Source organism: Ruegeria sp. AB11 (assembly GCF_056536325.1).
The window spans coordinates 2,009,115-2,024,473 of record NZ_JBQFJO010000001.1 but is presented as its reverse complement, the minus strand read 5'-3'; the positions used below and the strand labels follow the sequence as shown (position 1 = coordinate 2,024,473).

Genomic DNA, 15,359 nt, shown 5'->3' with positions numbered 1-15,359 from the left:
AAATTTGTAAAGTTATGTGACATCACAAACCCGCTCTTGGCATTCCCCCAAACTAAGTTCTAAGTGTGAACCATGCAGTTCAGTTCAACATCCATCAGCCGGACACCCCCGACCCTTACAACGCTAATATTGTTGTCGGGCCTGTCAGCGCTAAGCATGAACTTGTTCCTACCCAGTCTCCCCTTCATGGCCGCCTACTTTGAGGCAGATTACAAGCTGATGCAGCTATCGATTGCATTGTATCTTTTGGTCAACGCGGTCTTACAGATCATAATCGGCCCCATTGCCGACAAGGCGGGGCGCCGGCCTGTTCTTCTATGGGGGCTCGCATTGTTCCTGCTGGCGACTCTGGGCTGCATCTACGCACCAACGATCGAGGTCTTTCTGGCATTCCGCATGAGTCAGGCCGTGATCGTCGTTGGCATAGTTCTTAGCCGTGCAGCGGTGCGAGATATGTACACTCAGGACAAAGCCGCATCGATGCTTGGGTATGTCACAATGGGCATGGCCGTCGTCCCAATGATCGGACCTGCAGTTGGCGGTCTGCTTGAAGAGGCGTTCGGCTGGAAAGCGAATTTCTGGCTGCCCTTTGCGTTGGGCGCACTGGCCCTGTTGCTCACCTACCGCGATTTTGGTGAAACCGCCGCTGCCAGCGGCAAAACCTTGGTACAACAATTCCGCGAATATCCCGAACTTTTGGCCTCCCCCCGATTCTGGGGTTACTCACTCTCTTCTGCGTTTTCGTCTGGGGCGTTCTTCGCATATCTCGGTGGAGCACCTTTCATCGGAACCGAAGTGTTCGGCATGACAGCAGCAGAAGTTGGCATATATTTTGGCGCGCCCGCACTTGGCTACTTCTTCGGAAACTTCATCAGTGGTCGTTATTCTGTACGCTTTGGCGTGAACCGAATGGTCCTCTGGGGATGCTGGCTGAATGCTATCGGCGTAGCCATTTCCGCTTCCCTATTTTTAGCGGGCATTGGCACCGCGCTCAGTTTCTTTGGCCTGATGACCTTTGTTGGGCTTGGCAACGGCATGTCGATACCCAATGCGACCGCTGGGTCTTTGTCTGTTCGGCCCCATCTGGCCGCAACCGCATCAGGCCTCAGCGGAGCGATCATGCTCGGAGGCGGCGCTGCCCTCAGCGCGTGGGCGGGCGCATTGCTGACACGCGAGACAGGTGCAATGCCATTGCTCTGGCTGATGCTGGGGACGTCTATTCTGGCGATTTGCGCTATCAGCAGCGTAATCTGGCGCGAGAAGCAATTGGGGCTTTAGAGGGCTTGCGCCAATAGGTTTGCAAAGTAAACTTGAGCAATCAGTTAAGTTGCAAAGAACCAACATGGCTACTCAAAAACTCTATGCGGGCGCAAAACTGCGTGAGATGCGGACCCGGTTATCTCTGACCCAAAAGGAGTTTGCAACAAAACTAGGCGTTTCTCTGCCCTATTTAAACCAGATGGAGAATAACAACCGTCCGATTTCAACGACAGTTGTATTGGCGCTGGCGCAAGAGTTCGGCATGGACGTGACCGAGCTTAGCACGGGCGATAGTGAGCGCCTGGTCTCGGACATGCGCGAGGCGCTTGCCGATCCGGTTTTTGCTGACACCATGCCCCCATTGGCTGACCTGCGGCTGACTGCATCGAATGCCCCTGCGCTGGCCCGCGCATTTATTGAATTGCATCGAAGCTATCGCCAAACTCATGAACGTCTGGCTTCTTTGGACGAAGCATTAGGTCGGGAAGACGCCCGCATTCAAGCCAGCCCTTGGGAAGAAGTGCGTGATTTCTTTCACTATTGCGACAATTACATTGACGCCGTTGACCGGGCAGCCGAACGGTTCGCCAGTCGCGCTGATGAATTCGGTGGCATTCGTCAGGCAGCGATCAACAGCCTGACCGAACGAGGAATCCACGTCACCTTCACCGATACCGAGACCCTACGTAGTTACAACGCGGATGATAAGACACTGCGCCTTTCTTCACGCGCTGCTCCGCAGACACAAGTCTTCCAGCTTTTGCTGCAGGTCGCGCTGATCAGTCAGGACAAACTGCTTGAGGCGACGCTCGACTTCGCGCGCTTCCAAAGTGAAGAGGCCCGTGCGATTGCCAAGATAGGCCTCGCAAACTACTTCGCTGGGGCGTCCCTGATGCCATATGGTCTGTTCTTAAGTGCTGCGCAAGACTATCGTCACGATCTGGAATTGCTCAGCAATCGGTTCGGGGCATCCATCGAACAGGTCGCGCACCGTCTTTCCACCTTGCAGCGACCGGGGGCCAAAGGCATTCCGTTCTTCTTTGTCCGGGTCGATCAGGCAGGAACGATCACAAAACGCCATTCGGCCACTCGGCTTCAGTTCGCACGATTCGGCGGGGCCTGCCCCTTGTGGAACGTTCACCGTGCCTTTGAAACTCCGGGCCACTTTCTGCAGCAGCTGGCAGAAACACCAGACGGTGTACGATATATCTCACTGGCGCGCGATGTATCGAAATCCGGCGGCTCCTTCGGCGCGCCTGTTCGTCGCTATGCCATCGCATTGGGGTGTGAAGTACGCCATGCTGAAGCATTGGTTTACGCCGACAATCTCGATATTAACAATGCCGGTGCCTACGAACCGATCGGCATCTCCTGTCGCATATGCGAACGCCAGACCTGTCATCAGCGTTCAGTACCGCCACTCGAACGCCGCCTGACCATCAACTCCGATATCCGCAGTATCCTTCCATACGAAGTCACCTGATCTTCATCTGGCCTGAAATACTCAGGAGGAGTCGCGGCCTGCCGCGACGGGGGCAGAGCCCCCGCCTGTTCGTCAGCTTTTTGACAGGATCGCCCAGATTTGATCCTTGAGCACAGCTCGTTTCTTGCGCAACTCAACCTCGGCCAACTCTTCCATTGGCTCAACATTGGTTTCAGCTCGATGCACTACGCGATTGACCTCATGATATTCATCCGCAAGCCTCGCAAAATGGGCGTCCGTTTGCTTGAGCTGGCTTATGGTGTCGATCTTATCGGGAAACTCTTCGGCCAGTTCATGCGGGGTGTGCGACATCCTGTTAACTCCTCAATGTTGCGTTACAACGGAGAGATAAACATGGTTATCTCACACCGCTTTGACGCCAATCAAATTCCTCGATAATTCTCTGCGTGCAACCTCTACTTATAGGACCGGATCAACGCTGCGCCGTGGCCCATCTCGGGCTGATCCAAGGTGCGTCATTTGCTTTGGCCAATGGCTCCTTGTCCAGCAGGTGATCCGACATTTTTTCCCCTACCATAATCGAAGGCGCATTCAGGTTTCCGTTGGTAATCTGAGGGAAAATCGAACTATCCGCGACGCGCAGCCCGTCCACCCCAATCACACGACCATGCGGGTCAACAACTGCAGTTTTGTCATCCGCGCGCCCCATTCGGCAGGTTCCACAGGGATGATAGGCGCTTTCCGCGTGCTCCGCGATAAACGCGTCAAGCTGCTCATCCGTCTGTACGTCTTTGCCCGGCTGAATCTCCTTGCCGGCAAACGGCTTGAAAGCATCCTGCCCGAAGATTTCGCGCGTCAGACGTATGCAGGACCGAAAATCCTCCCAGTCCTTATCATGGCTCATGTAGTTGAAACGGATCACTGGGGCATCCTCAACCCGTGCCGAGCGCAGTGTGACAGCCCCCCGAGACGGCGAACGCATTGGTCCCACATGCGCTTGGAAACCGTGCCCCTCAGCCGCTGCCTGACCGTCATAACGCACCGCGATAGGGAGGAAATGGTACTGAATGTCGGGATATTCGACACCAGGTTTCGAGCGAATGAACGCAGCACTCTCGAACTGGTTCGACGCGCCTAGGCCGGTTTTTGTGAACAGCCACTGCGCCCCGATCAAACCTTTGCTGATAAGGTTCCAATGTTTGTAGAGCGTGATCGGCTGCAGCGAGGCTTGCTGGATGTATAGCTCAAGATGGTCCTGCAAATTGGCGCCAACACCAGGTCGATCCGCGACCACTTCGATTCCATGTTTGTTCAAATGCACCGCCGAACCGATTCCCGACAGCATCAGCAACTTGGGAGAATTGATAGATGACGCGGCCAATATGACCTCACGCCTTGCCGCAATAATTTCTTTCTTGCCGCCACGGATCAATTCGACGCCGGTGGCGCGGCCGTCATTGATGATCACGCGTGCGGCGAGACCCCGAACAATGTCACAATTTTCACGTTTCAAAGCAGGCTTCAGATACGCGTTTGCCGCCGACCAACGCCGTCCTTTCCAGACGGTCTGCTCCATCGGCCCAAAGCCTTCTTGCTTTTCACCGTTGTAATCTCCGGTGACCTCATATCCCGCCTGCTGCCCCGCATCGACAAAGGCTTTGAACAGCGGGTTTTCGCGGGGTCCGCGCGACACATGCAATGGCCCGTCAGTCCCGCGCCATGCATGATCGCCACCATGGCCACCATCATGCCAGGTCTCCATGCGTTTGTAGTAAGGCAGCACATCCGCATAGGACCAACCATCCGCACCCATATCCGCCCAGGTGTCGAAATCCCGTGCGTGACCACGCACATAGACCATTCCATTGATCGACGAAGACCCGCCAATCACCTTGCCGCGCGGGCAAACAAGGCGGCGATTGTTCAAATAAGGCTCGGGCTCGGATTTATAGCCCCAGTCATAGCGCGACATGTTCATCGGATAGCTGAGAGCGGCTGGCATCTGGATGAATGGGCCCGCATCGGTGCCGCCATGTTCGATCACCAGAACCGAGGCACCGGCCTCACTTAGTCGATACGCCATCGCACAACCGGCGGACCCAGCGCCAACGATGACAAAATCTGCTTCCATATTCGTGTCTCCATTTCCACGCAGGCTAAGATTTTTCGGCGAAAAATCTTAATCGCCTCTGGCGGAAGTATTTTGAAAAAGTGAACGTTATTCGCCCCGCGGGAAGCGTTGGCTTTCTTCAACGTCGTTTAGATCCATGTGATTGCGCATGTAGCGTTCGGATGCTTTCTGCAGCGGCTGGTAATCCCACGGGTAATAACCGCCTTGCCGCAGCGCTTCGTAAACTACCCACCGACGGGCCTGACTGGCCCTTACATCGGAATCAAATCGCTCAAGGTCCCAACGCGCCTCGGATTTGGCGCGTAAGGACTGCAGGGTGCCCGCGTGCTCGGGTTGGCTCGCCAGGTTTTTCAGCTCGTGAGGGTCCTCTTCAAGATCAAAAAGCTGGTCCGGGTCCAATGCGCAGCGATTGTACTTCCACTTTCCATACCGAAGCGAAACCAAAGGCGCGTAGGAGGCTTCTGCCGCGTATTCCATCGCGACGGGAACTGTTCGTTCATTGCCCTTCGCCAAAGGCACCAGGTCTTCGCCATCTGTCCATGGAGCAATTTCTGCCATGTCAACTCCGGCAAGCGCCCCAAGTGTTGGCGTGACATCGATCGTTGATACCGGTGTATCGATCCGGCCAGTGGGAAGATCGGGCGACGAAATCATCAAGGGCACTCGCGAGGACCCCTCGAAGAAAGTCATTTTGAACCACAATCCACGCTCGCCCAACATGTCGCCATGGTCCGAGACAAAGAGGATGATGGCCTCTTGCCGCGTGGTTTCCAGCACTTCTAATATCTCGCCGATCTTGTCGTCCAGATAAGAGATGTTGGCGAAATAAGCGCGGCGGGATTTGCGGATATCATCGGCCTTTATGTCGAAACTGCGCCAGTCATTTGCATCAAAAATACGCTTGGAATGCGGGTCCTGATTGTCATAGCCCAAATCCGAGATCTGTGGCTCAAGATGTTCACAATCCTCATACAGATCCCAATATTTACGACGCGCCACGTACGGATCGTGTGGGTGCGTGAAGCTGACGGTTACACACCAAGGGCGTTCATCTTTCCCACGCGCCAGATCATACAATTTGGCTTTGGCGTTATAGGCAACCTCGTCGTCATATTCCATCTGGTTGGATATTTCGGCAACGCCTGCCCCGGTGACTGATCCCATATTGTGATACCACCAGTCGATACGCTCACCGGGTTTACGATAATCCGGCGTCCAGCCAAAATCGGCTGGGTAAATGTCGGTGGTTAGGCGATCCTCGAACCCGTGCAACTGGTCGGGACCAACAAAGTGCATCTTACCTGATAGACAAGTGTAATACCCAGCGCGGCGAAGATGGTGCGCATAGGTTGGAATATCGCTGCGGAATTCAGCCGCATTATCATAGACGCCTGTCCGCGAGGGTAACTGGCCAGACATAAAGCTGGCCCGCCCCGGCGCGCACAGTGGCGACGCTGTGTATGTATTCGCGAAACGCGTTGATTTTGCCGCCAGTTTTTTCAGGTTTGGCGCATGCAACCATTCCGCGGGACCGTCGGGGAAGAGGGTCCCGTTGAGCTGATCCACCATCAGGATCAGAATATTCGGCTTTGTCATTTTTCGGCCTCTAGGAAAACTTTCATAACCCGCAGCGCATGGTTCACGGCCAACTGCGGCTCTTGCGGCGCGTTCAAAGCAGCGTGGATGTATAGCCCATCGATCAGAGCAATCATGTCTTCGGCGGCTTCGGTCGGATCGCGCAGTAGCGGGCGTAGCGCATGGATGAGATTCGAGCGGATCCGGGCCTGATAGATTTGCCAAAGTCTAAGCGCATCATCGTTGGTTTGCGCCAGAACATAAAAGGTCATCCATGCTGCAATCACGTCCGGCGTGAAACAGGATGGTGCAAAACAGGCGCGGATGATGGCCTGCGCGCGTTCTTCAGGCTTGGCTGTACCAAGTTGAGTGCGCGCTTCTGCCCCGAAATCCGACAGTATACGACGCATAGCAGCAAGGAATATCTGCTCTTTCCCACCGAAATAATGATGGGCCAATGCGCTGGACATTCCCGCACGCTTGGCAATCTGGCTGACGGTCACATCGAGGGATTTTTGTACGCCAAGTTCGGCAATCGTCGCCTTTACGATCGCATCCCGCCGGATCGGCTCCATTCCGAGTTTTGGCATCTTCGCCTCTCTACCCTGCTTGAGTGTAAGAGAAGCTAAGCGCTTTATATTGACTCGTCAATCAATAACGACTCTGAGCGGGTGTTTCTGAACCCTGGAGCGGGGTCGGCGGCGTAGCTTTGCCCTTACTAAGTATCGCCTCGCGCCACGTGATGAAACTGACGGCTGCCAGGATCAGAGAGCCTCCGACAACAACCCATATGTCGACACTCTCATGGAAAACCAATGTGCCAAGCAACGTCGCCCAAATCAACTGCAGGAATGTCACGGGCTGTGTCACGGCTACCGGAGCAGCTTGCAACGCGAGCGTCATGAAATAGTGCCCAGCCGTGGCAAAGCTGGCAACGACAAGCAGAATGCCCAAATCACGCATGGAAGGTGGCTGCCACACGGCGATAGCAAAAGGGATCAAGGCAATCGTGACCCAGATAGAAAGATGCGCAACTACTGCCGATGGCCGAATATCATGCACCATAACTTTAGCCAGCAGATAAGAACCTCCAAGTGCCAAGGCCGTACCCAACATCGCCAGATGTCCCGGCGATACCTCGCGAAATCCAGGTCTCAGTACGATCACAACCCCAACAATCGCAACACCGATTGCTGCGATTCGACGAACAGCGAGCCGCTCTCCCAGGAAAAGCGCGGCACCCAGAGTAACATAGATCGGCGTCATGTAATTCATTGCCGTTACTTCGGCCAGCGGAATGCGGGTCATGGCATAGAACCAGAGCATGACGGCTATGGCATGAACCACCCCTCGCAATCCAAACAGGGTCAAGTTACGAGTGGACAGCGGCGTTCCAATCAGCGCACGCCATGCGGGAATAAGAAAAACCAGCCCAAAAACATACCGCAAAAATGCGGCCTGAATTGGATCCATACTAGTCCCGAGCACTTTCACCAGAGCATTCATGCCCACAAAAGACAGACCTGCCGAAAGCATCCAGAACATGCCGACAAGCGGGCGCTGCTGATCGTTTGGTGAAGTCATACCGACGGTTGAACACCGTTTTCTATTCGGGAACAACCCTTCACATGATAACAAGTTTCATCGCAATACCCAGCATCACGATGCCGATCAGTACGTCGAGTATTTGCCATGCACGCGGGCGCGCAAAGATCGGTGAGAGAATGCGCGCACCATATCCCAGTGAGAAGAAGAATACGAAGCTAGAGGATACTGCACCAATAGCAAACCCCATTCGGTCATCGTATTGGGCAGAAATCGATCCGATCAATACCACCGTATCCAGATACACATGAGGGTTAAGCCATGTGAAGGCCAATACGGTCAGCATAGCCGCGCGCAAACTGGTACGCTGCCCTGCATCGGTGTCCAACATTGCGCCACCCCGCCAGGCGGACTGGAAACTGCGCAAAGCATACCATGTCAGAAAGATCGCGCCTCCATAGCGCATTACCGTTTCAAACCATGGCGCGGCCTGCGCCAGCGTGCCAAATCCTGCTACCCCAGCCGCAATCAGAATTGCATCCGAAACCGCGCAGGTCAGGCAGAGAGGAAAGACATGCTCGCGTCGTAGCCCTTGACGCAGAACAAAAGCGTTCTGAGCGCCAATCGCCAAGATAAGGCTGAAGCTAAGTGCAAATCCTGCGATCATTGATGGGAACATGCGACCTCCTGTTGTTGGCCGTTGACTATAGCCATCCCGAGGCCCTATCAAATTAATGTTTGTAACCTAAATTAAGAAAATCTAATGCTCCTGGACCCGCATCATCTTTCAGCGCTGTCTGCAATATTGCGCCATGGAAGCTTTGATGCGGCAGCAGCTGAATTGTCTGTGACCCCCTCCGCAATCTCTCAACGCATCAAGGCTTTGGAAGATCGTGTTGGAGCCGCTCTGATACATCGCGGTTCCCCTTGCACCGGAACACCTGCTGGCTTGCGGATTGCGCGTCATGCCGAAGATATTGGCCTGCTTGAAGCAAAACTCGCACGAGAGCTGACCTTGGATGAGCGCGAAGGCCCTACCCGCGTGCGGATTGCACTTCCTGCCGACATTCTGGCGACATGGTTTATCGACGTGATGGCGCAGGCTGGCGATTTATTGTTCGATCTGGTGATTGACGATCAGGATCACTCGGCCGAATGGCTGAGGCGCGGCGAGGTCAGTGCAGCGATTACTGTTGGTGGACAAGCCGTCACAGGATGCGATTCATTTGCGCTGGGCGCGTTGCGCTATCTGCCAACCGCCAGCCCCGCGTTCATGGACCGCTGGTTCAGCGATGGCGTATCGGCATACTCGTTGTCGCTGGCACCTTGTCTGACTTTCAATAGCAAAGACAATTTGCAGAAAACCTGGATCACTAAACAGATAGGACGTCGGCATGCGCCACCGACGCAATTTATGCCTTCTACAAACGGCTTTGTTGAGGCAGCGATTGCAGGCTTGGGCTGGGGGATGAACCCTGAAAGCCTTGCACGCCCTGCAATTGTAAAAGGTCAACTCCGCGAGGTTATTCCCGACACGCCATTGGATGTGGAACTGACCTGGCAGATCGGGCGGGTGCTTGCCCCTGCCCTTGCACCGTTGACCAAGGCAGTTCGTCGTGTTGCAGCCCAAGCGCTCATCATAACAGGCTGACCTTATGCCTGCGTATCCGCCTTCTGTTGCGGCTGCGCAATACGGTAACAGGAGAACGCTGCCCAAATACTAACAAGCACGATGAACACAATAGCTGATGCAACCTCGTGCATATGGGCAACTGCGGCCAACGCAGCCGATAATGCAACGGCCGTCAACCGACACATAGACTTGATGGCTGCAGCGCCCTGAATACGTTGTTCTTTGGGGGCAATGTCCAGAAAATAGAGCTTCCGTGCGCTTGATATTCCGGTTGTTGCGACCGAGACGACAAACAATGCAATCGCGTGCAGATGAACCTCGTGGTCAATGTGGGCATAGTGGAAGGCCAGCATAACGACCCCGGTTGCTGCGACCATCAGGTTGCCCGAGACCATCACCGCGCGGTGAGACTTCATGTTCACCAACTGCCACAACGGCGCCGAAACCAGATACCCGGATGCGGACGAAATGATCATGGCCGTCAGCCCCTTTGTAGAAGTATGGTGTGCCTCTGCAGCGATAAGCGCAAAGAACGGGACCGACAGCGATACAACAACCAAAGGAAGCCGCATCGCCATATAACGACGGAACCAAGGGTATTCGAACATTTCAACGATGCCGGAAATAATACTCCGCAGCGATTGACGGCCGGAAATCTTGATGTTTCCATCTTCAGGTTTTTCGGGGGCACTCTCTGCCATTCCGAGAATGCACAGCGCAGAAAACAGGAAGAACGAAACCGATGCTGCGATTACAGCAGAATGTCGCGAAAATGGCGGATATTCTTTTGTGATCTCGTGGATCAATAACACCAATCCGATCGCGCAAAGACCACCGGCACCCAATTGGAGATATCGGATAATCATGCGAGATTTCGATTTCAGATGATCACCGAACAGATCGGACAACATCAAGGATTGGCTCTCTTCAATCAGTCCGATCAGGAAAAACGCCGCAACAAAGGCGATAGCGGTCAGTGTAACGCTGCCGGTTGCCGCGATGGCCAAGGCCATCAAAAGGCAGCCGCCCAATCCTATTTCGGTCAGAGCGATACCGCGTTTCTTGCGAACCTGCGCCGCGATAGGACGCGCCAGAACGAGGTCAGAGATCATACTGCCCGACATGCGAATAGAAACCAATGCCGCCGCAAGGAACATCGGCAGCTCTAACGAGATCGCAAGAAAGGGCAAAACAACAGAGGGGCTGCCCAGAGTCCACGCAACCTGTGACAGGATGCTCTGGCCAGCTATGACCGGCACATTTCTTCGGGCAGGATCGGTCGTGTTCGTCGCCATTTCTTGGTCTGCGTAATGCGCCTATGGTTGCTTATTCAGATTTTTCAGCCTCATTGATCTGATCATAAATGCAAGGACCTCAGGGACCAAAGTTTCTGTTAGGCGTAGCCCTGCAACAGAAAAACCCGGCCAAAGGCCGGGTTCTAATTAACCAACGATTGCCCGACGCATCAGAGCTGGGCCATGACCTCGTCTGTCGCCTCAAAATTGGTCGTAACCCGCTGGACGTCATCATCGTCTTCCAATGCATCCACCAATTTCATCAGCTTCTGCATATCTTCCAGACCCAATTCGGTCGTGGTCGTGGGTTTCCAGACCAGCTTGGTGGATTCGGATTCACCCAGCGCGGTCTCCAGCGCATTCGATACATCGTTCAGATCCGTATCAGCGCACCAGATTATGTGACCGTCTTCCGAGCTTTCGACATCCTCAGCCCCGGCCTCGATCGCGGCTTCAAAGATCGTATCCGCATCGCCAGCATCCGCCTGATAGACAACTTCACCCTTGCGGTCGAACATGAACCCAACCGAGCCGGTTTCACCTAGATTGCCGCCATTCTTCGAAAACGTGGAACGCACGGTCGATGCGGTGCGGTTGCGATTGTCCGTCATCGTCTCGACGATCACGGCCACACCGTTTGGGCCATAGCCCTCGTACCGGATTTCTTCGTATTCATCCCCTTCGCCCGCAACGGATTTCTTGATGGCCCGGTCGATCACGTCCTTGGGAACCGAGTTCGACTTGGCCTCTTTTACCGCCAGACGCAGACGCGGGTTCTTGTCGGGATCGGGGTCGCCCATCTTGGCGGCGACGGTGATCTCTTTCGAAAGTTTGGAAAACAGTTTGGACCGCGCGGCGTCCTGACGTCCCTTGCGGTGCTGGATATTGGCCCATTTGGAATGGCCTGCCATGGTGCGTCCTCGTCATTCGTGATTGCGTGTTCGGCGCTCATATAGACGTTTGCGGGGGGCAGGATCAAGAGAGCGGCTTGCCCTGCCTTCGCCCTTGGCTATGGTGGCGATATGACGACAGATCAGATTATTCTTTTTTCCCTTTTCATTGCCGTATTTGGAATGCTGCTTTGGGGGCGGTTTCGATATGACCTCGTCGCGTTCACTGCCCTTATGATTGCAGTGACGCTGGGCGTTGTCCCGGTCGAGAACGCCTTCGCAGGGTTTGGCCATCCAGCAACAATTATTGTGGCGCTTGTGCTCGTGGTCTCTGCGGGTCTGGTTCGGTCGGGCGCTGTGTTCCTGATTACGCGGACACTGGTTGATGCCTCGCGCAGTCTGGGCGCGCATATCGCGTTGATGGGTGGGATCGGCGCTGTTCTGTCCGCTTTTATGAACAACGTTGCCGCGCTGGCGTTGCTAATGCCAGTCGACATCCAAACAGCTCGCAAGGCGGGGCGTTCGGTGGGTCTTAGCCTGATGCCGCTAAGCTTTGCCACCATTCTTGGAGGCATGGCCACGCTCATCGGCACACCGCCCAATATCATTATCGCCTCAATCCGCGCTGAAACTCTGGGCGAGCCATTCCGGATGTTCGACTTTGCCCCGGTTGGCGGGATCGCAGCCATCGCCGGTCTGGCCTTTGTGGCCTTGGTCGGTTGGCGACTGATCCCCAATCGTGGCGTCCAGGAAGAAGCATCGGAAGTTCTGGCAGAGTACATCGCCGAACTGACTGTCCCGCCCGAGTCACCCCATATCGGCAAACGCGTTAGTGAACTTTATGAGGCGGCAGAGAAATCCGACGTCGCCATCATCGGCCTGATCCGGGATGGCAAGCGGCGCTATGGCAGGTCCACCCACACCACTCTTCGGGAAGGTGACGCGCTTGTCCTTGAAGCTCGACCCGAAGCGTTGGACGAATTCCGCGCTGCGCTTCATCTCGATTTTTCAGACACAAGGCGGCAAGAGGTGTTGACTGCCGAGGGCGACGGGCTTGAGGTGATCGAGGTCGTTGCCCCCGAAAGCGCCCGCATCACTGGACGCACCGCGCAGGCGCTGGGGTTGGCCTGGCGACAGAGCACGGTGCTGATGGGGATTTCTCGTCAGGGCCGTCGCATCACGGAACAAGTCCGGAAGACCGAGGTTGAGGCGGGTGACATCCTGCTTCTGCTCTGCCCGCGTGACCGGGGCGCGGACGTGACCGAGTGGCTCGGCTGTTTGCCCTTGGCAGCACGCGGCTTGAACGTCACTGCCAACGACAAAGCGTGGCTCGCCATCGGCCTGTTCGCAACAGCCGTACTGGCCGCTAGCATCGGGCTGATCTATCTTCCCATCGCTTTGGGTCTGGTCGTTGTGGCCTATGTGCTTACCAAGATCATGCCGATTGCGGATATCTACAATCACATTGAGTGGCCGGTGGTGGTATTGCTGGGTTCGATGATCCCGCTGGGAAGCGCCTTGGAAACATCCGGCGGCACTGAACTGATAGCGAACGCACTGATCCAGTTGACAAACGGTCTGCCTGCATGGGCGATCCTGACTGTGCTGATGGTGGTCACCATGACCCTGTCGGACGTACTCAACAACACGGCCACCGCAATTGTTGCAGCCCCCGTCGGGATACAGATGGCGCGTACGCTTGAGGTATCGCCCGATCCATTCCTGATGACAGTGGCCGTGGCAGCCTCGGCAGCATTCCTCACACCGATTGGTCATAAGAACAACACGCTGGTGCTGGGTCCCGGAGGCTATCATTTCGGGGATTATTGGCGCATGGGCCTACCGCTAGAGATATTGATCATCGCCGTATCAATCCCCTCGATCCTTGTGTTCTGGCCGCTTTGACGGGTAAAGGCAGCGCATGAAACGCTTTCTGATCCTGCAACTCCGCCCGGAAACCGATGCTTCGGATGCTGAGTACGCCTCAATTCTGGACAAAACCGGCCTTGAACCTTCGCAAACCCACCGCATCCGGCTGGATTGCGAAGACCTGCCCGCAGGGCTGGACGTTACCGACTACGCCGGTGTGATCGTCGGTGGAGGCCCGGGTTGCGTCAGCGACGATCCGGCCGGAAAATCTACTTTGGATGCCAAGATCGAGGGCGCGATCATGGGGCTGATGCCGCAGATCACAGCACAGGACCACCCGTTCATGGGCTGCTGCTATGGCCTGGGAATTCTCGCGGCGCATCTGGGAGGTGATGTCAGCAAACGGCAATTTGGCGAACCGGTTGGACCATCGGATTGCGAACTGACCGAAGATGGCGCGCAGGATCCTCTGACCGCTGGCCTAGTTCCGCAGTTTGAAGCCTTTGTCGGTCATAAAGAGGCCGTGCAATCCCTGCCAGAAGGCTGCGTGCATCTGGTCGCCTCGGCCCCCTGCCCGATCCAGATGATCCGCTGGGGACAAAATGTCTATGCCACTCAGTTTCACCCCGAAGCGGATGCCAAGGACTTTGAACAGCGGATTAACATCTACAAAGATCACGGGTATTTCCCGCCGGAAGATGCACAACGCCTGATCGATATCTGCCACGCGGCGGACGTTACACAACCCGGGGAAATCCTGCGACGGTTCGCCGAACGCTACGGGTGACCCAACGGCGTTATTGCCTGATTAACACCCCCTCGCATAGGCTGGCCCGAATGACTTTGGGAGGAGTTGTTCTTGGACCTGCTCATAAATGTTGGCCTGCCGCTTTCGCTGGCCATTATCATGCTGTCGCTCGGGATCGGGCTTGAGGCCGCTGATTTTCGCCGAGTTCTTACCCGCGGATACCCATTCGCCATCGGTGCGATCAGTCAGGTTGTGTTGATACCACTGGCTGCTTTCACAACCGTCACGATGTTCGGTCTACCCGCTGAGATTGCCATTGGCGTGATGCTTCTAAGCTTTTGCCCCGGCGGCGTTACCAGCAACATCCTTGCAAAGTTTGCCAAAGGCGACGTTGCGCTATCAGTCAGCCTGACGGCTGTGATCAGCCTGTTGTCGATTGTGACAGTTCCAATTCTGGCCGCGTGGTCCATCGATTACTTCATGGGTGAGACAGCCCCGGAAGTATCGATTGGCGCCCTTGCTACCGCATTGTTCCTGATCACAACGTTGCCTGTCGCGATAGGCGTTAGTATTCGCCACTTTGCCAAAGAGTTCGCGGTTCGGATCGATAACCCTTTGTCCACGCTTGCCTCGATCCTGTTTGTGCTGATCGTTCTGGCAGCGCTGGCCGGAAACTGGCAGTTCTTCATTGAGAACCTCAGCTCGATCGGGGCCGCGTTGATCGCGCTGAATATCGCACTGCTACTAATTGGGCTTGGACTGGCACGGATCGCCAAGCTGACATGGGAAGAGGCGAAAACCATTTCGGTCGAAACAGGCATACAGAATTCGGCGATGGGAATTACGTTGGCGGCACTGATCACAGGCACCACAACGGGCTTCAGTCCGCTTGCCGTTCCGGCCGCAGTTTATGGTATTACGATGTATGTGGTCGTGACCCCCTTTATCCTTTGGTTCCGCAACCGCTGA

14 protein-coding genes are annotated in these 15,359 nt (G+C 55.4%); 6 read left to right on the top strand and 8 right to left on the bottom strand.

Annotated features, from left to right (window positions below):
* Window positions 1-72 precede the first annotated feature (72 nt).
* Complete coding sequence (locus ACR3EJ_RS10170) at window positions 73-1,278, top strand: multidrug effflux MFS transporter (RefSeq protein WP_170540922.1); 1,206 nt, start codon at window positions 73-75, stop codon at window positions 1,276-1,278.
* Window positions 1,279-1,342: 64 nt separating this feature from the next.
* Complete coding sequence (locus ACR3EJ_RS10165; protein WP_170540926.1) at window positions 1,343-2,743, top strand: helix-turn-helix transcriptional regulator; 1,401 nt, start codon at window positions 1,343-1,345, stop codon at window positions 2,741-2,743.
* Between the two features lie 72 nt (window positions 2,744-2,815).
* Here the strand turns inward: ACR3EJ_RS10165 and ACR3EJ_RS10160 are convergent, their stop codons facing one another.
* The 6 genes from ACR3EJ_RS10160 to ACR3EJ_RS10135 all read right to left on the bottom strand — a co-directional run bounded on the left by ACR3EJ_RS10160 (window position 2,816) and on the right by ACR3EJ_RS10135 (window position 8,634).
* Entirely contained in the window at window positions 2,816-3,055 is a 240-nt protein-coding gene (locus ACR3EJ_RS10160; protein WP_010441930.1) for an HP1242/YdcH family protein, read from the bottom strand.
* 121 nt (window positions 3,056-3,176) lie between these two features.
* Window positions 3,177-4,835, bottom strand: coding sequence for a choline dehydrogenase (betA, locus tag ACR3EJ_RS10155; protein WP_170540929.1), 1,659 nt, complete (start codon window positions 4,833-4,835; stop codon window positions 3,177-3,179).
* Between the two features lie 87 nt (window positions 4,836-4,922).
* Window positions 4,923-6,431 (bottom strand): choline-sulfatase, encoded by a 1,509-nt coding sequence (betC, locus tag ACR3EJ_RS10150; RefSeq protein ID WP_170540932.1) that lies wholly within the window; start codon window positions 6,429-6,431, stop codon window positions 4,923-4,925.
* The gene (gene betI / locus ACR3EJ_RS10145) at window positions 6,428-7,000 is read right to left on the bottom strand and encodes a choline-binding transcriptional repressor BetI (RefSeq protein WP_260022726.1); all 573 of its coding nucleotides are present in this window, start codon (window positions 6,998-7,000) and stop codon (window positions 6,428-6,430) included. The genes betC and betI overlap by 4 nt, the downstream gene beginning before the upstream one ends.
* A gap of 61 nt (window positions 7,001-7,061) precedes the next feature.
* Window positions 7,062-7,994 carry a DMT family transporter gene (locus ACR3EJ_RS10140; RefSeq protein ID WP_170540935.1) on the bottom strand — a complete coding sequence of 311 codons (933 nt, stop codon included), beginning with the start codon at window positions 7,992-7,994 and terminating at the stop codon, window positions 7,062-7,064.
* Between the two features lie 40 nt (window positions 7,995-8,034).
* Window positions 8,035-8,634 (bottom strand): LysE/ArgO family amino acid transporter, encoded by a 600-nt coding sequence (locus tag ACR3EJ_RS10135; RefSeq protein WP_170472528.1) that lies wholly within the window; start codon window positions 8,632-8,634, stop codon window positions 8,035-8,037.
* Between the two features lie 84 nt (window positions 8,635-8,718).
* On the opposite strand from ACR3EJ_RS10135, the gene ACR3EJ_RS10130 reads away from it, so the two are divergent.
* Window positions 8,719-9,606, top strand: coding sequence for a LysR family transcriptional regulator ArgP (locus ACR3EJ_RS10130; protein ID WP_170540938.1), 888 nt, complete (start codon window positions 8,719-8,721; stop codon window positions 9,604-9,606).
* Window positions 9,607-9,608: 2 nt separating this feature from the next.
* Here the strand turns inward: ACR3EJ_RS10130 and ACR3EJ_RS10125 are convergent, their stop codons facing one another.
* On the bottom strand, window positions 9,609-10,883 hold the full coding sequence (locus ACR3EJ_RS10125; RefSeq protein WP_170540940.1) for a permease: 1,275 nt from the start codon (window positions 10,881-10,883) through the stop codon (window positions 9,609-9,611).
* A gap of 170 nt (window positions 10,884-11,053) precedes the next feature.
* On the bottom strand, window positions 11,054-11,794 hold the full coding sequence (locus tag ACR3EJ_RS10120) for a YebC/PmpR family DNA-binding transcriptional regulator (protein ID WP_010441922.1): 741 nt from the start codon (window positions 11,792-11,794) through the stop codon (window positions 11,054-11,056).
* Between the two features lie 111 nt (window positions 11,795-11,905).
* Here ACR3EJ_RS10120 and ACR3EJ_RS10115 point away from each other — a divergent pair, with 111 nt between their 5' ends.
* The 3 genes from ACR3EJ_RS10115 (at window position 11,906) to ACR3EJ_RS10105 (ending at window position 15,359) form a co-directional block, all read left to right on the top strand.
* Complete coding sequence (locus ACR3EJ_RS10115) at window positions 11,906-13,678, top strand: SLC13 family permease (RefSeq protein WP_170540943.1); 1,773 nt, start codon at window positions 11,906-11,908, stop codon at window positions 13,676-13,678.
* Between the two features lie 16 nt (window positions 13,679-13,694).
* Window positions 13,695-14,429 (top strand): glutamine amidotransferase, encoded by a 735-nt coding sequence (locus tag ACR3EJ_RS10110; RefSeq protein ID WP_170540946.1) that lies wholly within the window; start codon window positions 13,695-13,697, stop codon window positions 14,427-14,429.
* A gap of 72 nt (window positions 14,430-14,501) precedes the next feature.
* A complete protein-coding gene (locus ACR3EJ_RS10105) occupies window positions 14,502-15,359 on the top strand; it encodes a bile acid:sodium symporter family protein (RefSeq protein WP_170540949.1) in 858 nt (285 codons plus the stop codon).